This window comes from Amycolatopsis kentuckyensis (genome assembly GCF_002155975.1).
GTDB classification, from domain to species: Bacteria; Actinomycetota; Actinomycetes; order Mycobacteriales; family Pseudonocardiaceae; genus Amycolatopsis; species Amycolatopsis kentuckyensis.
Genome location: NZ_MUMI01000262.1, coordinates 15,747 through 35,542, shown reverse-complemented (window position 1 = coordinate 35,542; position 19,796 = coordinate 15,747). Strand labels below are relative to the sequence as shown.

The following is a 19,796-nucleotide window of genomic DNA, read 5'->3' as shown; positions in this document are numbered from 1 at the left end:
ACCGTGGCGTGCTCAGGCTGGCTGCTGCCGTGGTGCTGTGCCTGGTGGCCGGTCTGCTCCCGGTGGCCACCGCACAGGCTGCGACCGCGTTCACCAGCACGGTGGTCGACGCCGCGAGCGGCCAGTGCGCCACCGTCCCCGACGGCACCAGTGCGGTGCAGCTGACCCGGGCGGGCTGCAATTCCGGCGCCGGGCAGTCGTTCCGGTTCACCCCGGTGTCCGGTGACGTCTACACCGTCGGCACCTTCACCTCGGGCAGCTGTATGGACATCTACGGCGCGTCCACCGCGGACAACGCCGCGGTGATCCAGTACGCCTGTCATTCCGGGACGAACCAGCAGTTCCGCCTGCAGGCTACGGGAAGCGCTTTCACGCTGGTCGCGGTCGGCTCGGGCAAGTGCGTCACGGCGGTGAACGCCCTGCTCGTCCAGCTGGCCTGCGGCACGGCCGCCGCGTGGCGGCTGCCCGGCTACCAGTCCGGTGGGGATCCGCAGAACCCGCCGGAGAAGACCGTACGGGTGTGGCTCCTGCGGCCGTCCGACGTGCCCTACGACCAGCGCTACCCGGACGGCATCGCGAACGTGGTGCGGGAAGCGCAGCGGTACTACCGGCAGGAGCTGGGCAAGACGTTCCGGCTCACCGAACCGGTCGTCCAGGTCGTCACCGGCGAGCACGTGAAGAGCTGGTACGAGAACACGCCCAACGGCGGCGAGCGCTACTGGTGGGCCGTGTTCAACATGCAGCAGGAGCTGGTGCGCCGGTTCGGTGTCCGGGACGGCGACAGCCGGTGGATCAACGTCGGCGAGGTCATCGCCGAGGGCGAGGGTGCGGGCGGCGGCGGAGGCAACGGCTGGGTGATCCTCTGCCAGCACGACGCCGACGGCGCGGCCGGGATCAACGGTCCGATGAACCGGTGGTACGGCGGCATGGTGCACGAGCTGGGCCACGCCTTCGGCCTGCCGGACTCCACCTCGACCGACGGGACGCCGATGTCGGCGTCGTTCTACGACTACCCGAACACGCACTTCAGCCAGAGCCAGAAGAACGGAATCCTCACCGGCCCGTACGGCTCGTTCCTCTTCTGAGCCCGCTGAACCTTCCGAATCGGAGACCCCGATGAAACGTCCGGTAGTGCTCGCCGCTGCCCTCCTGGCGGCCGGCTTCGCAGTGGTGGTCCCGGCGAACGCCGCGGCCACGTTCACCAGCACGATGGTCAACTCCTCGAGCGGCCAGTGCGCCACCGTGCCCAACGGCGACAGCGCCGTCCAGCTGACCCAGACCGCCTGCACCTCCGGTGCCGGCCAGTCGTACACGTTCACCCCGGCGTCCGGGGACACCTACACCATCGGCACCTTCACCTCGGGCAGCTGCGTCGACATCTACGGCGCGTCCACCGCGGACAACGCCGCGGTGATCCAGTACGCCTGCCACGGGGAGACCAACCAGCAGTTCCGGCTGCAATCCGCCGGGACGAACACGTTGAACGTCGTCGCCGTCAGCTCGGGCAAGTGCATCACCCCGGCGAACGGCGCGCTCGTCCAGCTGCCGTGTTCGAGCGCGAGCGCCTGGCGCGTGCCGGGTTACGTCCCCGGCACGTCCGACGCCTACCAGGGCATCCCGAACCTGGCGCCGAACGCGTGCAAGAACTCCGGGCTGCCGCGGTCGTACGGCACGAACTTCCAGACGCCCAACGACCCGTACGGCCAGGGCTTCCAGAACACCACGGCGATCGGCTGGGACGGCAACTACTGGCCGGTCTTCAGCTACCTGTCCGGGTCGTTCTTCGCCCGCGGCGTGAACACGACGTACAACGGCCTGTGCGGCGGGATGTACTCGTTCAGCGCCTACACCTACGGCGGCAACCCGGGTGCGCAGTCGGTGCAGTGGACCGAGGACAACGGCTACCTGCCGGCGATGACGACGTCCCGGACCTCCGGCAACGTCGGGATCACCATCAAGAACTTCGCCGACAAGGTCACCATCAACGGCTCCGCGGTCATGCTCGTCTACACGCGCGTGTCCATCAAGAACAACGGCTCCGGCTCGGTGACCGTCCCGCCGGGTGGCTCCGGCCCGGGGCTCGTCCGGCTGACTTCGTCCACACTGGACACCGTCGCGGCCGGACAGACCAGCAACCACGACTTCGTGGTGGCGGTCGACAACTTCGGCAGCGGCGTCGCCCTGCCGACCGGTTCCACGCTGTCGTCGAACGCGCCGAACTACGACACCGCGTACGGCCAGATGACGTCGTACTGGAACTCGCGGCTGGCCGAGACGAACACCTTCAGCCTGCCGAACACGACCCTGCCCAACACCGGGAACCTGGCGAACCCGGGCACCGCGATGACGAACGCCTACAAGGCGGGCACCATCTACAACCTGATCATGCAGGTGGGCAAGGCGCAGTTCTCCGGCGCCAACAACTACAACTGGATCCTCAACCACGACGTCCCCGGCGAGCTGACCGCCAAGTTCCAGACCGGCGACTTCCGGGACGCGCGCAACCTGCTGCTCACCGCCCGGATCTCCCAGCAGGACGGCTGGGACGAGGTCGGCGCCAACTGGTACTGGGACGGCGTCTGGAAGACGATGGGCTCCTGGGCGACGTACCTGGCGAAGACGAACGACACCGCGTTCGTCAGCCAGTACTTCAACGACACCGGCGCGTGGGGACCCAGCCTCCGCACCATCGCCCGGGTGAAGTACCCCGCCCAGCTCGCCTCGGACGGGACGCTGCAGGCCAACTTCGACAACGACTCCACCGGGCGGTGGCTGTTCAGCAACTTCTCGGCGTTGCAGATGCTGGCGTCCTACAAGTACATCGCGACCAAGATCGGCCAGACCGCCGAAGCGACGTGGGCGAACACCGCCTACACCGCGCTGCTGAACGCGTTGAACACCGTCGTGGGCCGCAACCAGGCCGCGAACGGTTTCACCTACCTGCCCTGTGAGGTCGACAAGCCCAACAGCGCCAACCGCTGCAACACCTTCAACGACGCCAACTGGGCCTCGCCCGGGTGGGTCGGGCAGAACCAGTGGTCGACGATGCTCTCCGGCGGCACGCTGACCGGCATCATGGGCGACCCGGGCCAGATCGACCGGATGTACCAGTGGGGCTTCAACCGGCTGTCGGCCAACGGCTACCCGTTCCCGACCTTCGGGGCGTTCAACGGGTACTCGACGGCGTACAACACGTCGTACTCGTCCGACGGGCTGTACTCCAACAACTACCGCGACCTGCCGATCACCAGCTACGCCTGGCAGCTGAAGACCACCACCGGCGGCCCGAACGCCTGGTGGGAGGCCAACGGCAGCGGGCCGAGCTCGGCCAACCCGTGGATCGGCAGCCACGCCGGCCCGCAGTTCGGCGCGTGCCCGTACGCGTGGCCGATCGCCGGGCAGCAGCAGGGCCTGCTGGAGTCGCTGGTGGCCGAAGGCCTGGCGTCGAGCGGTTCGGGGCCGTACACCTTCACCCGGCCGCTCTACATCGGCCGCGGTGTGCCCAACTCCTGGATCGCGCCCGGCCAGACCATCTCGGTGGGCAACCTGACCAACACCTACGACGTGGCTTCGGGCAGCCGGTCCACCTACGGGGTCTCCCTCGCGGTGAGCGGCTCGAGCGGAGCACGGGTCGTCACGGTGTCGTTGTCGGGCAGCCTGCCGGGCGGCGCGGTCGCCATCCAGCTGCCGGTGTTCTTCTCCACCGGCGTCACCTCGGTCAGCGGCGGCAGCTACGACGCGGCCACGCACACGGTCACCGCGAGCGCGAACACGGTGACCATCACCCTCGCGAGCTGAACCTCCCCGGGGTGCGCCGCGGCCGCGGCGCACCCCGCCCCCAGCGAAAGGCGCGACGATGCGCGAACCCACCTTCGACCGCCGCCTGCTGCTCAAAGCCGTGGGCGCCCTCTCCGCGAGCGCCGCACTGGCCCCGGCCTTCGCCGGTACCGCCGCGGCGGCCTCCCGTCCCGACATCGGCGTCTCGGTGTTCCCGTTCCCGCTGGGCGCGGTGCGGTTGCAGGCCGGGCCGTTCCTCGACAACATGAACCGGCAGCTGGCGTACTTCCGGTTCGTCGACGCCGACCGCCTGCTGCACACCTTCCGGACCAACGCCGGCCTGGCCAGCTCGGCCCAGCCCTGCGGCGGCTGGGAAAGCCCCGGCACGGAACTGCGCGGTCATTCGACCGGCCACCTGCTGTCCGGGCTGGCCCAGGCGTACGCCAACACCGGCGACACCGCGTACAAGACCAAGGGCGACTACCTGGTCAACGCGCTGGCCGCGTGCCAGGCGGCCGCGCCGGGACGCGGCTTCCACACCGGCTACCTCTCGGCGTTCCCGGAGACCTTCTTCGACCGGCTGGAGAGCGGCCAGTCGGTCTGGGCGCCCTACTACACGCTGCACAAGATCATGGCGGGGCTGCTCGACCAGTACCTCCTGGCCGGCAACCAGCAGGCCCTCGACGTCCTGCTGCGCAAGGCGGCCTGGACGAAGACCCGCACCGATCCGCTGTCGACCTCGCAGATGCAGGCCGCGCTGCGCACGGAGTTCGGCGGGATGCCGGAGGTGCTGACGAACCTGTACCAGGTGACGGGCGACGCGAACCACCTCGCCACGGCCCAGCGGTTCGACCACGCCCAGATCCTCGACCCCCTGGCGGCGAACCAGGACCGGCTTTCCGGGTTCCACGCCAACACCCAGATTCCGAAGATCATCGGCGCGATCCGCGAGTACCACGCCACCGGGACGACCCGCTACCGCGACATCGCGGTCAACTTCTGGCGGATCGTGCTCGACCACCACTCGTACGTGATCGGCGGCAACTCCGACGGCGAGTACTTCCAGACGCCGGACGCGATCGCGAGCCGGCTCTCGGACAGCACGTGCGAAGTCTGCAACACCTACAACATGCTCAAGCTGACCCGGCAGCTGTTCTTCACCGATCCGGCGCCCGAGTACATGGACTACTACGAGCTCGCGCTGTTCAACCAGATCCTCGGCGAGCAGGACCCGAACTCGAGCCACGGGTTCGTCACCTACTACACGCCGTTGCGCGCGGGCGGGATCAAGACCTACGCCAACGACTACGACGACTTCACCTGCGACCACGGCACGGGCATGGAATCGCAGACGAAGTTCGCCGACAGCGTCTACTTCTTCACCGGCGAGACGCTGTACGTCAACCTGTTCATCGCCTCGGTGCTGACCTGGCCGGGCCGCGGGATCACCGTCCGGCAGGACACGACGTTCCCCACCTCGCCGAGCACGAAGCTGACGATCGGCGGGGCGGGGCACATCGCGCTGAAGATCCGCATTCCGAAGTGGACGACGGGTGCGGTGGTGAAGGTCAACGGCGTCGCCCAGGGCAGCCCGGCACCGGGGTCGTACTTCACGATCGACCGGACGTGGGCGGCCGGGGACGTGGTCGACGTGTCGGTCCCGGCGTCGCTGACGTTCCCGCGGGCCAACGACGACGGCGGCGTCGGAGCGGCGAAGTACGGCCCGATCGTCCTCGCGGGCCAGTACGGGTCGACGAACCTCAGTGCGCTGCCGACGTTGCAGACGGGGACGGTGAAGCAGGACCCCGCGAACCCGCTGCGCTTCACCGGGACCGCGAGCACGGGCGCGGTCACCCTGCTGCCGTTCTACGCGACGCACCACCAGCGGTACACGGTGTACTGGCGGCTGACCGGCTCGCCGCCGACCGGGACGTCCTACGAGGCCGAGGCGGGCACCCTGGCCGGGCAGGCCGCGGTGCGGAGTTCGTCCGGTGCTTCGGGCGGTGCCCTGGTGGGTTACGTCGGTGGCGGGTCGGCGAACTACCTGCAGTTCAACGGCGTGAACGCAACCGCGGGTGCGCACCCGGTGACGATCTTCTACGCCTCGGGTGAGGCCCGTTCGCTGACGGTCAGCGTCAACGGTGGTGCCGCGGTCTCGGTCGCCACACCCGGCACGGGTGGCTGGGACACGGTGGGATCGGTGCAGGTGACGCTGACGCTGGCCGCGGGAGCGAACACGATCCGGCTCGGCAACGGCTCGGGCTGGGCGCCGGACATCGACCGGATCGTCGTCGGCTGAAGGCCGGGAGGCCACCCCGGGTGCTCCGGGTTGGCCTCCCGGATTCACTGCGCGGTTTCGCCGGACGGGACCGGGAGCCGGGTGCCCAGCGCCACCGGGGTGCCGAAGTTCGGCGTGCCGTCGGCGTTCCAGGTGAACTTCTGGGCGCGGGTGGTGCGGTTCATGTCGCATCCGCCGTTCACGGAGTTGTTGGCGTGGTAGACGATCCAGTCCTCGGTGCCGTCCGGGGACTTGAAGAACCCGTTGTGGCCGGGCCCGAACACCGAGTTCGCGTTGCTGCGCTGGAAGACCGGCTGCGCGGACTTGACCCACGACGACTGCTGCAGCGGGTCACCGCCGTTGTAGGTCAGGATGCCGAGCTTGTAGTCGGGAGTGGAGCAGTGGCTGGCGGAGAACACGATGAACGTCTTCCCGTTGCGCTGCAGGACTTCGGCGCCTTCGTTGACCGCGCCGCCCACGGTTTCCCAGCTGTAATTCGGGCTGGACAGCAGGTGCCGCGTCCCGCTCGCCGTCCACGGGTTGGCCAGCGGCCGGATGAAGTTGGGCTGGGAGCCGTTGTAGAACGTGCCGAGCAGGTAGAGCTGCCCGTTGAGCTGCAGGATGCTCGGGTCCAGCTCCCAGGTGTTGTCCTGGGTCGGATCGAGCAGGTCGGCCTTGAAGCCGTAGGGCCCCATCGGGTCGGTGCCGGCGCTCTCCAGCACGTGGATGCGCTGGGTCCCGAGGTCGTAGGGTTCGCGACCGGCGACGTAGTAGAGGTACCAGCGCGGCCCGTTCGGCCCGGTGAGCAGGTGGAATTCGGGCGCCCACATCGTCCCGGCGCCGTTGGGCCGGGTGAGCGTGAAGACGACCGTGTCCGGCGCGGCGGCCAGCCCGCCGAGCGTGCGGGACTTCCGCATGGTGATTGTCGAGTTCCACGTCGTGGTGGCGAGGTAGTAGTAGCCGTTGTAGTACTGCAGCCACGGGTCCGGGCCGTGCTGGCTCAGCGGGTTGGTGAAGGTGGCCGCGCTCGTCCCGGCGGCGATCCGCCAGACGCCGCTCGCCGCCGTCGTGCACGGCAGCTGCACGAGCCCGGCCCCGCTCGCCGCCGGGGCGACGCACTTGCCGGAACCGACGGAGACGACGGTGAACGTGTTCGTGCCCACGGCCTGCAGGCGGAATTGCTGGTTCGTGCCGGAATGGCAGGCGTATTGGATGACGGCCGCGTTGTCGGCGGTGGACGCGCCGTAGATGTCGACGCAGCTGCCCGCGGTCATCGTCGCGATCGTGTAGACGTCGGTGCTGTTCTGGTAAGGGGTGAAGGTGAAACTCTGGTTCGCCGCGGCCGAACAACCGCGCTGGACGAGCTGCACCGCGCTCGAACCGTCGGGCACCTCGGCGCAGTTCCCGGTGCCCTGGTTCACCATCGTGCTGCTGAACGTGGTCGCCGCCCGCGCGGGTGCCGCCACGAAGAGGCCGGCCAGCAGAATTGCCGCCGCCGGCCAGGGTGATCGCCGCATCGTGCCCTCACATCGACGAGAAGGAGAGAAACCGGAGTCTGCGACTTTACGCCGGAAATGCGAGCGTGAACAGGGAAGACAGCCGATTCCCGGTTTCGGGAATCGGCTATCCGGTGCTGCTTGGAATGGATTATCCCCGTGCGAGGAATCGGCCGAAGAAAGCGCTCAGTGCCGCCCGTTGGCCGGCGACGCTCCGCTCCGGGTCGACGGTCCCGACGAAGGGCGCGATCGACGCCGGGGCGAGGCCGAGGCGGGGGAGGAGCGCCTGGTAGTCGGTGTAGCTGAAGTGTTCGCCGTCCGGGAGGTGCCGGGTCCGGACCGGGCCGCGCTGGTGGGCGAGGAACTCCTGCCACGAAGGGTCGGAGGCCGCGCTGTGGTTGCCCGCGCTCAGCAGCAGGAAGGGCTGGTCGAGGCCTTCGTCGGCGACGCGGCCGTACTCGCGGTTCGACTGGGAGTACGCCATGCTGCCGTCGAGGTCGGCCCCGGCGTCGAGCCGGGTGTCCGACACCATCGTCTCGCCGGTGGTGAAGCCGCCCGCGGAGTGGCCGAACATGCCGGCGCGGGAGACGTCCGGTGCCAGCCCGGCCGGGAGTGCGCGGTGCTCGGCGTCCGGATTCCCGCCCCGCGCCAGGGTTTCCAGCGCGTCGAGGACGAATCGGGTGTCCGCCACGCGCGTGGCGATGAGCTGCCGCCCGGCGTCGGGGCCGGAGGGCAGCACCCGCCGTTCGACGCGGCCGCCGGGGAACTCCACCGCCGCGGGCTCGTGGGTGTGGTCGATCGCCACCGTCACGTAGCCCTCGCTCGCGAGCTGTTCCAGCTGCGCCGTGCCGACCGACCGCGGGTACTTGGCACTGGGGGAGTAGAGGATGACCGGCCGCCGCCCACCGGCCGCGGGCACGCCGGTGCGGGCGTGCGTGGCGAAGGTGTAGTCGAGCCGGTCGGCGGCGATGCCGAGCGTCCGCGCGTCTTCCTCGGCGAGCAGATTGGCGGCTTCCGGTGCCTGGTAGGGAGTTTCCGCGCCGCCGCCCGCCCGGGCGGGGTACCGGACGGTCACCATGAGTTCGCGGGTCGTCCCGGCGACCCAGGGATCGGCTCGTGCGGGGTCGACGAGGTGCAGATCGACGCTGCCGACGGCATACGGCCCGGTGGGAGCGGGCAACGCGAGGCGGGTGGCCGCGGCCGCGGAGGCGGGGAGCGCGGTCAGGAGCAGGACACCGGCGAGCCCGGCGACGAGTGGTTTTCGCATGGTTTGACCGTATTGACGGTCTGGGTGCGGCACATCGGGATGATCACCGAGAACGACCCGGTCAGGGTGGTGGCCCGGGCGGGCCACCACCCTGGGGGCTCAGAAGCCGTAGACGGTCTCGTAGACCCGCTGCTCGGCGTTGGTCGCGGCGAGCCCGTTGGCCCACAGCTGGTTCACCCGGCTGCGCTCGGCGCTGTTCGGCACCGCGTTGGTGCAGGACGGGCCGGGGCCGCCACCCGACATCAGCTCGGAGCACGGGCCCGAGTAGTGGTCGGGCAGCCCGAGGGCGTGCCCGGTCTCGTGCGCCGCGATGCGGGTCGGGTTGTACTGGCGGGCCTGGGTGTAGTCGATGAAGATGGTGCCGCTGCCGTGCCCGTTGGTCGAGGCGTAGGACCCGCGGGGGTCGTTGCCCTCGGTGTAGCGCAGGCTCGCGCCGGAGTTGCGCTCGACGAGCCGGACGTTGGTGACGCTGCGGTTCCAGTTGGCGGCACCGGCGTTGATCACCGACCGGAACGTCGGTGCGCTGGCGGTGCTGTAGTAGACCGTGGTGACGGCGGCTTCCTGCGCGGTGGCGGCCGAAGCGGTCCCCGCGGCGAGCGGGGTCACGGTCAGGGCAAGCGCAACGGCGCCGGCCAGGGCGAACTTCCTCGACATCGGAAGACTCCTCGTGGGGGACGGGGATTTGCCGGAATTGCGCGCGCTGTCGAGAATTTACCGCCAAGACACCTTCGCCGGAGCCGACTAACGTAGGGGGCGGAAAGTGGTGATTTCCCAATACCGAAGTCTGTTGACAGCGGCCGGTCAGGGCGTCCGGGTCAGGGCGAGCAGCTGCTGTTCCAGCCTCCGCGCGGCCGCCACGTCGATGCCCACGCCCCACAGCGGCGCCGTGCTCGCGCCGTCGGCGGCCGCGACCACCAGGGTGACCACGTCGGGCGGGAGGCCGTCATCCCGGAGTTCGCGCTCCCACCTCTGCGCGTCCGCGCGGGCCAGCTCCGCGATCTCCGGAATCGAGATCAGCAGCGCGATCAGGGCGATGGTCTCGCGGACCGCGACCTCGTCGTGGGAGGTGTCCAGCGACGCCCGGACGTACGCGCGCGTCAGCCGGCCGGGCGCGGTGTCGGCCGGGTCGAGCGCGGCCTGGACCTCGCTGCGGAACTCGTCCAGCAGGTCCTGGGCCAGCGTGCGCACCAGGGCGTCCTTGGCGGGGAAGTGGTACAGCAGCCCGCCTTTGGACACGCCGGCCGCCCGGGCGATGTCGTCCAGCGAGGCCGACACGCCGCGGGTGCGAATGACCGTCGCGGCGGCGTCGAGCAGGGCGCGGCGCGTCTCCTCCGGGCTGCGCCCGGCTTTGCGAGGCATGGTCAGTCCTTTCCGGACGGAATGGTACGCCAGGCGATCACCGCGGCCACGGCGGTGACAGCGGCCGCCGCGAGCGACGTCACCTGCATGGCGCCGGTGAACGCTTCGCGGGCGGCGTGGGCGAGTTCCGAGCCCGGGGCCAGCACGCTCGCGGCGCCGGCGAGGGAGTCGCGGGCTTCGGCCGGGACCGGGCCCGCGGGCAGGAACGCGCGGTAGACCAGGTTCACCACCGAGCCGAGGATCGCGATGCCCAGCGCCGCCCCGAGTTCGTAGGCGGTCTCGGAGATCGCCGACGCCGAGCCGGCCTTGTCCCGGGGGACGGCGGACAGCACCGAATCGACGGTCAGCGTCAGCGCCAGCCCGACGCCGAGCCCGACCGGGACGAGTGTCAGGCCCAGCCACCAGTACTGCGGTGCCCGCTCGGCGACCGACACCAGCGCGAGGCCGAGCGCGGCCACGGCGAGCCCCGCCGCGACGGCCCGGCCCCGCCCGAGCCGGCCGGCGACCACGCCGACCGCGGCCACGACGGCGATCGAAGCGAGCGTCGCCGGCATCTCCGCGAACCCCGCCTGCAGCGGGGAGAACCCGCGGACGAGCTGCAGGTACTGCGAGAAGAAGAACAGCAGGCCCATCAGCGCGAAGACGGCGATGAAGTTCGCCAGGACCGCGCCGCTGAAGGCGCCGTTGCGGAACAGCGTGACGTCGATCAGGGGCGCCTCGGCCCGCCGCTGGCGGCGGAGGAACAGCATCCCGGACACCAGCCCCAGCGCGGCCGCGACCCCCACCTGGACGTCGGGGCCCGAACCGACGGCGTGCTTGACCGCGTAGACCAGCGGGACGATCGCGGCCAGCGACAGCCCGGCCGACAGCAGGTCGAACCGCCCCGGGTTCGGGTCGCGCGATTCCGGCAGCAGCCACGCGCCCGCGATCAGGAAGACGACGACGATCGGCACGTTGATCAGGAACACCGAGCCCCACCAGTAGTGCTCCAGCAGCACCCCGCCGACCAGCGGGCCCAGCGCGATGCCGCCGCCGGACCCGGCCGACCAGACGGCGATGGCGCGGGTGCGCTCGCGCGGGTCGGTGAACAGGGTCCGGATCAGCGACAACGTCGACGGCATGATCGTCGCGCCGGCGATCCCGAGCAGCAGCCGCGCGACGACGAGCACGCCGGCGGTGGGGGAGAAGGCGGCCAGCGCCGAGGCGAGCCCGAACGCCGCCGTACCGATGAGCAGCACCTTCTTGCGCCCGAAGCGGTCGGCGAGGTTCCCGGCCGTGACCAGCAGCCCGGCCAGGGCGAGGGAGTAGACGTCGCCGATCCACAGGATCTCGGTGGCGGTCGGCGCGAGTTCGCGGGTGAGCGACGGCACGGCCAGGTACAGCACGGTGCCGTCGACGGCGAGCAGGAGCACGGCGCCGACGAGGACGCCCAGCGCGGCCCAGCGACGCCGGGGGCTCAACGGCCGGACGGAGGACGGCAGGGTGCTGGTCATGAAGGTTACTATACCGTCTGGACGGTACAGTAACCCTCGTGAGACCGGCCACTCCCCGCTTCAGTCCTTCGTCAGGAAGAAGTAGGCGTAGTGCTTGTCGAGTTCGTTGCGGGGCACGAGCTGGACGGCGGCGGGCGTCAGGCCGCAGCGCGACGCGAGCTCCCAGAACGCCGCGATCGGGTAGGTCGTCATCTCGGCGAGCCCGGACCGGTAGCCGCGGCGGCGCGGCCGGGTCCACCAGCTGCCCGTGTCGTACTTGATCTGGATCAGGGCCAGCCCGCCCGGGGCGAGCAGCCGCGAGGCGATCCGGAGCAGGCGCTCGCCGTACTCGGGGGTCGGGATCAGCTCGAAGACGTAGAAGCTGAGGAAGACGTCGCAGGGCTCACCGATCTGCGTCAATGCCGCTTCCGGTGCCTCGACGTCGATCGGGACCGGCGTGAAGGCCGCGTCGCACACGGCGGCCACCTCCCGCTCGCACTCGCGCAAGGTGGCGGGGGAGATGTCGACGCCGAAGTACTCCCGCGCGTGCGGGGCGAACTCCACGGCGTTCGCGCCGCCGCCGCAGCCCCAGTCGACGATCCGGTCCCACGGCCGGGTGAAGCCGGCCATCCGGGCGCCGCGTTCGAACAGCTCGAGGTGCTCCCGGCCGATGCGGGACCACAGGTCGTTGTCCCGGAACACCGACGCGTCCCGCCAGTGGGAGTTCGCGAGCCACCGGTCGCCGGCGGGTTCGCGCCAGTACGCCTGGGCATCGGTCGAGATCCGGCGTTCGGACTGCCGGGCACCCACACCGGTCAACGTCCGCTGAACGAGCTCCTCGGCTCGCCGGGCGAGCCGTTTCGCCTGCCGGGTCGCGGTTGACGTACTCGGCGCCAAGCTGAACATTCCAGTCACCGTCCGGGGGTGGGAGGGGATTGCCGACATCGGGAATTGTCGTCCTCGCCGCGGTTGTTGTGTCGGGGCGAAGGTCCTCACCGGTCCCGGGGAAGTCGGGACCGGAACCGGGCCGGACGGCCCTGTTCGCCGGTAGGCTGGGGGAAGCGGAAGGAGGCGGACGTGACGGCCGAAGAACTGATCATCGAGTTCGCCCTGACGCGCATGGACCACCCGGAGCTCGACTTCGAGGAGATCGCGGAGCTCGTCGTCCGGCGGGGCGGGCCGGAGCGGGAGCTGGAGTTCGCCGCCCGCAACCTGGCCGATCGGGGCGAGCTGCGCGGTGCCGCGTTCCCGACGGCGGTGGAGTACGTGCTGCGGGTGGTGCTCACCCTGCGGGGGCCGTCCGACTAAGTCCACTGTGGACGCCGGGCTGCGGCGGCGCCCGGAGTGGGAAAGGGTCGGGGACCTCGGGCGCGCCGACCGCCGTCGACAGACCTCGTCCGGGTCCGGTCCGGCCGAGGACATGGCACGTTCGACGGATTCGCTCACCGTGCGCGCCGGCGCACTCGCCGACCGGCGCCGGATCGGCGACGGCGATCCGGGCCGCGTCGCTTCGCCGTGCTCGCGCAGCCGGTCCGGGACCAGGCGCTGGTTCAACGCCCGTGCGCCGGCGTCCCGGCCCGTTTCGTCCCAGGCGTCCTCCTGAGTTGCCGCAAGTTTATCCGCGAACCCTTCCGGCCCGGGGCGTTCTATGTTAAGAAACTTTACTAACTACTAGTCGGAGGCACGCCGTGAGTTCACCCACTCGGTCCGGGGAACCGCCCGCCCTGGAGCGCCGGATCGGGCCGCTGCAGGCCACCGCGATCAACATGACCCAGATGTGCGGGATCGGCCCGTTCGTCACGATCCCCGCCATGGTCGCCACCATGGGCGGCCCGCAGGCGATGTTCGGCTGGATCATCGGGGCGATCGTCGCGCTGGCCGACGGGCTGATCTGGGCCGAACTCGGCGCCGCCATGCCCGGCGCCGGAGGCACCTACCTGTACCTGCGCGAAGCCTTCCAGTACCGCACCGGACGGCTGATGCCGTTCCTGTTCGTGTGGAGCGCGGTGCTGTTCATCCCGCTGATCATGTCGACCGGCATCATCGGGCTCGTCCAGTACCTCGGCTACCTGATCCCCGGCGTCACCGACGACGCGGGCACGACCCCGCTGGGCAAGATCATCGGCATCGGCATCACCCTGGTGATCGTCCTGGCGCTGTTCCGCAAGATCGGCCAGATCTCCCAGCTCACCACGGTCCTGTTCGTGATCATGCTCGTCGCGGTGCTGGCGACGATCGTCGCAGCGTTCTCGCACTTCAGCGCGGCGCAGGCGTTCGCCTTCACCCCGGGCGCGTTCAGCTCCTTCGGCGGCGGCACGTTCTGGGGCGGCCTCGGTGCCGGCCTGATCATCGCCATCTACGACTACCTCGGCTACAACACCTCCGCCTACCTCGGCGGCGAGGTGCGGACGCCGGGCCGCACGCTGCCCCGCTCGATCATCTTCTCGATCCTCGGCATCATGGGCCTGTACTTCCTGCTGCAGGTCGGCGTGCTCGGCTCGATCCCGCTGGACCAGCTGAAGGAGGCGAAGTCGGTCGCGTCGTCGGTGCTGGAACAGGTGTGGGGCACCGGGACCGCGAAGGCCATCACCGTGCTGATCGTGATCGCCGCCATCGGGTCGGTGTTCGCCGGGCTGCTCGGCGGGTCCCGGGTGCCGTTCGAGGCCGCGCGCGACAAGGTGTTCCTGCCGGTGTTCGGCAAGCTGCACCCGAAGCTCAACCTGCCGACCGCCGGAGTGCTCACCATGGGCGCGATCACGATCATCGGCTCGCTGTTCACTCTGACCACGGTGATCAACGCGGCGGTCGCGACGCTCGTCATCATCCAGTCGCTGGCCCAGGTCGCCGCGATCGTCGTGCTCCGCCGCCGGCAGCCGAACCTGAGGCGGCCCTACCGGCAGTGGCTCTACCCGGTGCCGACGATCATCGCGCTCATCGGCTGGGTGTACATCTACAAGTCGGCCGAATGGCTGTCCATCGGGCTGTCCCTGGGCTGGATCGCCATCGGCGCGGTCGCCTACCTCGTTTACGCCAAGGCCGAGAACACGTGGCCGTTCGGGCCCAAGGAAATCAAGGAAGCCTTCGCCACCGAACCGGAAGGGGCTCAGGCATGACCCGGAAGCTCGCGGTCCTCGCCGCGCTGCTCCTCGTGCCCGGCGTGCTGAGCGTGGCCGCGCCGGCGTCCGCGCAGCAGGACTTCGCGAAGCCGCACGGCCTCACGACGATCGGCCTGCAGGGCTGGCAGGTCCTGACCACGGCGAGCGTCGAGGACGGCGGCGACAAGGTCTCCACCCCCGGGTACGCCACCCGCGGCTGGCTGCCCGTCAAGCCGGACGACGCGGGCGCGCCGGGCACCGAGATCAACGCCTTGGTGCAGAACGGCAAGTGCCCGGACGTCTTCTACTCCGACACCATGCGCAAGTGCTTCGGGTACGTCGACAAGCTCGGCCCCGTGGTCACGAAGCCGTTCTCCGACCCGTGGTGGTACCGCACCGACTTCACCCCCGGCATCCGGCCGGGGCAGCACGCGAAGCTGACCGTCCCGGGCATCGTCGGCGAGGGCGACGTCTGGGTGAACGGCACGCTCGTCGCCACGAAGGACGTCGTGAGCGGCGCGTTCGCCGGCCACACCTTCGACGTCACGAAACTGGTGAAGCCGGGCCGCAACACGCTGGCGATCAAGGTCTACCCGAACGACCCGCTGAAGATGTACACCCTCGACCAGGTCGACTGGGGCCAGATCCCGCCCGACAACAACACGGGCATCCAGTTCCCGCCGACGCTGCAGGTCTCCGACGCGCTGACCGGCGACAACGCCCACGTCGTGCAGGACAACGCGCCCGACCTGTCCAGCTCGAAGCTGACGGTGAAGCTGGACGTCACCAACAACGCGGCCACCCCGCAGACCGGCGACGTCGCCGCGACGGTCACCCCGCCCGCGGGCGCGCCGATCGTCGTCGAGCAGCGTGTCACGATCCCGGCGAACACCAAGCGGACCGTGGCCTTCGCACCGGTGAAGATCGCGCACCCGCGGATCTGGTGGCCGTATTCGATGGGCGACCAGCCGCTGTACACGCTGACCACCGCGGTCTCGCAGGACGGCGTGCTGTCGACGTCGTCGAAGAGCACCTTCGGCATCCGCACGGTGACCTCGCGGCTGGTCGGCAAGTCCGCGCCGCTGCCCGAAGGCGCGCGGCAGTTCACCATCAACGGCAAGGACTTCGTGTTCCGCGGCGGCGGGTTCGCGCCGGACCTGTTCCTGCGCTACGACAAGGCCGACACCGCGCACCAGATCGCGCTGATCAAGAACCTGGGCCTGTCCGGCGTCCGGCTCGAAGGCCACGACATGCCGCCGGACTTCTACGACCAGGCCGACCGCGCCGGGCTGCTGGTGATCGGGGGGTTCCTGTGCTGTGACGCCTGGCAGCCCGAGGACGCCTCGACGCTGACCGAGCGCGACTACCGGATCATGCACGACTCGGCGTACACGATCGCGCAGCTGGAGCGGAACCACCCGAGCGTCTTCAACTACGGCTGGAGCGACAACGAGCCGGTGCCGCGCCAGGAGTCCGAGACGCTCAAGGCGTTCGCCGAAGCCGACTTCCAGGTACCGGTGATCGCCTCCGCGGAGTACAAGAGCACGCCGACGCTCGGCCAGTCCGGGGAGAAGGAAGGCCCGTACGACTGGGTCCCGCCGTCCTACTGGTACGACAGCTCGCACTTCGACGCCGAGGACTCCTCCCGCACGAACGCGGGTGGCGCCTGGGGCTTCGCGAGCGAGCAGAGCGCCGGGCACACCGTGCCGACGCTCGATTCGATCAAGCGGTTCCTCTCGCCGGCCGAGCAGGCGAAGCTGTGGCAGGACCCGGCGTACAACCAGTACCACGCGAACTTCGAGCCGGGCCACGGCGGCTACGCGTTCGGCACGCTGTACACGCTCGACCAGTCGATCGCGCGGCGGTACGGGAAGTGGACCTCGCTCAAGTCCTATGTGGACCTGGCGAACATCGCGAACTACGAGAACACGCGCTCGCAGTTCGAGGCGTTCCTGCACCACTCGACGGACAAGGCCAACCCCTCGACCGGCGTCGTCTACTGGCAGCTCAACAAGGGCTGGCCGACGCTGCTGTGGTCGCTCTACAACGACGACGGCGACCAGGCCGGCGCGTACTTCGGCGCCCAGAAGGCCAACAAGCCGCTGCACGCGATCTACGGCTACGACAACGGGTCCGTCACCCTCGACAACCTCGGTGCGGCCACGCAGTCCGGGCTTTCGGTGCAGGCCCGCGTGCTCGACACCGCTGGCAAGGTTCTCGACGACCAGACCGCTTCCGGCCTTTCGCTGGGTAGCCAGGGGGTCAAGACCGGCGTGCTGAAGCCGAAGGTGCCCGCCGAGACGAAGGCACCGGCGCCCGCGCAGGTCTACTTCGTCGAGCTGCAGGTGAAGCAGGGCGGGAAGGTCGTCGACCGGAACGTCTACTGGCTCTCGACGCAGAAGGACGTCGTCGACTGGGCCAAGACCCTGGGCAACCCGCAGGCGACGCTCTCGCAGTACGGCAACCTGCAGGCCTTGCAGAACCAGCCGAAGTCGCAGGTCAGTGCGGTGGCGGCGACGCGCCCGAGCGGTTCGGGCCTCGTCACCACGGTGACGGTCACCAACACCTCGACGACGCCGGGCGCGGCGTTCTTCCTGCGGGCCGACGTCCGCCGCGGCACGCCGGACGGCCGGGAAGCGCCGGGGGACAACCAGCTCGCGAACGCGACCTGGGACGACAACGACATCACGCTGTGGCCGGGCCAGTCGCAGACGCTGACCGTCACCTACCGGGCCGCGGACCTGCGCGGCGCGGCGCCGGTGATCAGCGTCGACGGGTTCAACACCGGCCGGATCGTGGTGCGGGGGACGGGAGGGGCGCACGCGTGAGCGAGGATCGGATTCTCGGGATCGACTTCGGCGGCACGAAGGTGGCGCTGGGGCTCGCCGATCGCGACGGCACCCTGCTGGCGACGCGCCGGCTGGACACCGACGCGCATGCGGGAGCCGAGCAGGTGGTGGTGCGCGCGCTCGCCGCGGCCAGGGCGCTCCTGGCCGACGAGGGGGCGGTGCCCGCCTGCATCGGCGTCGTCAGCCCGGGGATCGTGCTGCCGGATCGCATCCTGCTCGCGCCGAACGTGCCGGGGTGGGAACAGCTGCGGCTGGCGGAGCAGGTGGCCGCCGAGTTCCCCGCCGTGCCGATCTCGGTGGGCACGGACGCGAAGGCGGCGGCGCTGGCCGAGTGGCGCTGGGGCGCGCTGGCCGGGGCCGATCCCGCCGTGTTCCTGTCCCTGGGCACCGGCATCGCGGCGGCGGTGCTGATCGGCGGCCGGCTGCTGACCGGCGCCAACGGAGCTGCCGGCGAGATCGGGTACAACCTGCTCTCGCCGCAGGACACCGAGGGTTTCGCGAGCGGAGCGGCGCCGCTCGAGGAAGCCGTCGGTGGGCGTGGACTGGGCGGCCGGGCGAGCGAACTGCTCGGCCGCCCGGTCACCGCCGGGGAACTGTTCGCGCTGGCCAAGGAGAACGTCGAGGCCAAGGAGCTGGTGACGGCCGCGCTCGACGAGCTGTCGATGCACGTGGCGAACCTGGCGATCGTCCTGGACCCGCAACGCATCGCGGTCGGCGGCGGGCTCGTCCGCTCGGCGGACGTGCTGCTGCCGGCGCTGGCGGACCGGCTGGCGCACGCGGTGCCGTTCCCGCCCCAGCTGGTGGCCGCCCGCTTCGACCAGGACGCCGCGCTGCTGGGCGCGGTGGCGCTGGCCCTGGGCGGTTAGGCGTCCGGGTGGTGTGCCGGTGCCCCGACCCGGCGCACCACCCGGTTTCAGGCTTGGGCGGCGGCCAGCTCTTCGGTCCGCCGGAACGCGGCGGGGGAGAGCTGGAACCACACGAGAACCGCGCTGACGGCCTGGACGCCGGCGCCCATCACCCAGACGGCGCGCAGGCCCCAGTGCGCCGCGACCAGACCGCCGGCCAGTGCGCCCAGTGGCGTCAGGCCCCAGGCCAGCGCCCGATGGCTGGTGAGCACCCGGCCCAGCAGCGGCGCGGGCGTGAAGCGCTGGCGGCTGGACTGCGAGCAGACGTTCCAGATCAGCACGGACGCCGTCAGGGACACCAGCACGACGCCCACCAAGGGCGGCCACGGCGGGACGAGGGCGATCAGCAGCGTCACCACGGCGCCCGAGCTCTGCGAGAGTCGCATCGACCACGAGTAGCCGAGCCGGTCCACCACCTTCTGCACCACGAACGACGACGCGACCCAGCCGACGGCGAGGCAGGCGAGCAGCAGGCCGTAGCCGACCGGCCCGACGTGCAGCACCTGCGTCGCGTAGAGCACGAACATGGAGTTGCCGGCGCTCGCGGCGAACGAGCCGAGGGCGACGTTGATCGTGATCGACCGCAGCAGCGGCGTCCGCACCAGGTGCCGCAGCCCGCCGGAGAGGTCCCGCAGCGGGTGCGTCGTCGCGGCCACCACGGACTGGGACGGGATCCGGCGGGCCAGCACCAGCGCGAGCAACGCACAGGCCGCAGCCAGCCACGCGGGCGCACCGGCGCCGACCGCGATCAGGAAGCCGGTCAACGGCGGCACGACGAACTGCACGACACCCCGGTCGATCACCGTGAGCCGGGCGTTGGCGTGGGCGAGCCGGTCGGGGCCGACGAGTTCCGGTACCAGCGCGCCGCTGGCGCCGTCCCCGAGCACCTGCGCCGAGGTGACGAAGAAGGCGACCACCAGCAGCACCGGCAGGCTGAGCAGGCCGAGGGAGACGACCGCGGCGAGCACGACCGCGGCCGCGATCTGCACGGCGTAGGCCCACGCCAGGACGGTCGTCCGGCGCACCCGGTCGATGAGCACCCCGGCGAACAGGGAGAGCAGCAGCCACGGCGCCTGCCCGGCGATGTTGACCAGCGACACCTCGCGCGGATCGGTGGTGACGGAGACGGCGAGCAACGGGATGGCGGCCAGCATCAGGCCTTCGGCGGACGAACCGGACACCGCGACGGCCTGCAGCCGCACCCACCTGGACGCCATGACCCCGAGCTTGCCGAACCGCTCGGTGAATCCCAACCGATTTAGCGGCCGGTGCCGGGAGAAAGGTTCCTCAACCGCTTC

15 protein-coding genes are annotated in these 19,796 nt (G+C 70.5%); 8 read left to right on the top strand and 7 right to left on the bottom strand.

The annotated features are described in order from the left end of the window. Positions 1-8 precede the first annotated feature (8 nt). Genes CCN39_RS24880 through CCN39_RS24870 form a run of 3 tightly spaced genes read left to right on the top strand, consistent with a single transcriptional unit; the run spans position 9 to position 6,076 of the window. Positions 9-1,085 carry an RICIN domain-containing protein gene (locus CCN39_RS24880; RefSeq protein WP_086845822.1) on the top strand — a complete coding sequence of 359 codons (1,077 nt, stop codon included), beginning with the start codon at positions 9-11 and terminating at the stop codon, positions 1,083-1,085. Between the two features lie 31 nt (positions 1,086-1,116). Beyond that, positions 1,117-3,798, top strand: coding sequence for an RICIN domain-containing protein (locus CCN39_RS24875; RefSeq protein WP_244210988.1), 2,682 nt, complete (start codon positions 1,117-1,119; stop codon positions 3,796-3,798). A 58-nt stretch (positions 3,799-3,856) separates the two neighbouring features. Continuing rightward, a complete protein-coding gene (locus CCN39_RS24870) occupies positions 3,857-6,076 on the top strand; it encodes a beta-L-arabinofuranosidase domain-containing protein (protein ID WP_086845818.1) in 2,220 nt (739 codons plus the stop codon). A 44-nt stretch (positions 6,077-6,120) separates the two neighbouring features. On the opposite strand, the gene CCN39_RS24865 is transcribed toward CCN39_RS24870, so the two are convergent. From CCN39_RS24865 to CCN39_RS24840, 6 genes are all read right to left on the bottom strand, one after another. Next, positions 6,121-7,572: a family 43 glycosylhydrolase gene (locus tag CCN39_RS24865; protein WP_086845816.1), complete on the bottom strand. Its 1,452-nt coding sequence runs from the start codon at positions 7,570-7,572 to the stop codon at positions 6,121-6,123. 130 nt (positions 7,573-7,702) lie between these two features. Then, positions 7,703-8,818 (bottom strand): alpha/beta hydrolase, encoded by a 1,116-nt coding sequence (locus CCN39_RS24860; protein ID WP_244210987.1) that lies wholly within the window; start codon positions 8,816-8,818, stop codon positions 7,703-7,705. A 99-nt stretch (positions 8,819-8,917) separates the two neighbouring features. Continuing rightward, positions 8,918-9,472 carry a snapalysin family zinc-dependent metalloprotease gene (locus CCN39_RS24855; protein ID WP_086845814.1) on the bottom strand — a complete coding sequence of 185 codons (555 nt, stop codon included), beginning with the start codon at positions 9,470-9,472 and terminating at the stop codon, positions 8,918-8,920. 147 nt (positions 9,473-9,619) lie between these two features. Further along, the gene (locus CCN39_RS24850; protein ID WP_086845813.1) at positions 9,620-10,177 is read right to left on the bottom strand and encodes a TetR/AcrR family transcriptional regulator; all 558 of its coding nucleotides are present in this window, start codon (positions 10,175-10,177) and stop codon (positions 9,620-9,622) included. A 2-nt stretch (positions 10,178-10,179) separates the two neighbouring features. After that, a complete protein-coding gene (locus tag CCN39_RS24845; protein WP_086845811.1) occupies positions 10,180-11,670 on the bottom strand; it encodes an MFS transporter in 1,491 nt (496 codons plus the stop codon). Between the two features lie 60 nt (positions 11,671-11,730). Beyond that, positions 11,731-12,459: a class I SAM-dependent methyltransferase gene (locus CCN39_RS24840; protein WP_244210986.1), complete on the bottom strand. Its 729-nt coding sequence runs from the start codon at positions 12,457-12,459 to the stop codon at positions 11,731-11,733. Between the two features lie 267 nt (positions 12,460-12,726). On the opposite strand from CCN39_RS24840, the gene CCN39_RS24835 reads away from it, so the two are divergent. From CCN39_RS24835 to CCN39_RS24815, 5 genes are all read left to right on the top strand, one after another. Further along, positions 12,727-12,957, top strand: a complete 231-nt coding sequence (locus CCN39_RS24835; RefSeq protein WP_208630365.1) for a hypothetical protein — start codon at positions 12,727-12,729, stop codon at positions 12,955-12,957. A 112-nt stretch (positions 12,958-13,069) separates the two neighbouring features. Continuing rightward, entirely contained in the window at positions 13,070-13,252 is a 183-nt protein-coding gene (locus CCN39_RS49515; protein ID WP_143264137.1) for a hypothetical protein, read from the top strand. Positions 13,253-13,337: 85 nt separating this feature from the next. Then, positions 13,338-14,762, top strand: coding sequence for an APC family permease (locus CCN39_RS24825; protein WP_086845804.1), 1,425 nt, complete (start codon positions 13,338-13,340; stop codon positions 14,760-14,762). Beyond that, on the top strand, positions 14,759-17,572 hold the full coding sequence (locus CCN39_RS24820; protein ID WP_086845803.1) for a glycosyl hydrolase 2 galactose-binding domain-containing protein: 2,814 nt from the start codon (positions 14,759-14,761) through the stop codon (positions 17,570-17,572). Before CCN39_RS24825 ends, CCN39_RS24820 begins: the two co-directional genes overlap by 4 nt. Then, on the top strand, positions 17,569-18,459 hold the full coding sequence (locus CCN39_RS24815; RefSeq protein ID WP_086845801.1) for an ROK family protein: 891 nt from the start codon (positions 17,569-17,571) through the stop codon (positions 18,457-18,459). The genes CCN39_RS24820 and CCN39_RS24815 overlap by 4 nt, the downstream gene beginning before the upstream one ends. Positions 18,460-18,506: 47 nt before the next feature. On the opposite strand, the gene CCN39_RS24810 is transcribed toward CCN39_RS24815, so the two are convergent. Beyond that, positions 18,507-19,715 carry an MFS transporter gene (locus tag CCN39_RS24810; protein ID WP_086845857.1) on the bottom strand — a complete coding sequence of 403 codons (1,209 nt, stop codon included), beginning with the start codon at positions 19,713-19,715 and terminating at the stop codon, positions 18,507-18,509. Between the last annotated feature and the right edge of the window lie 81 nt (positions 19,716-19,796).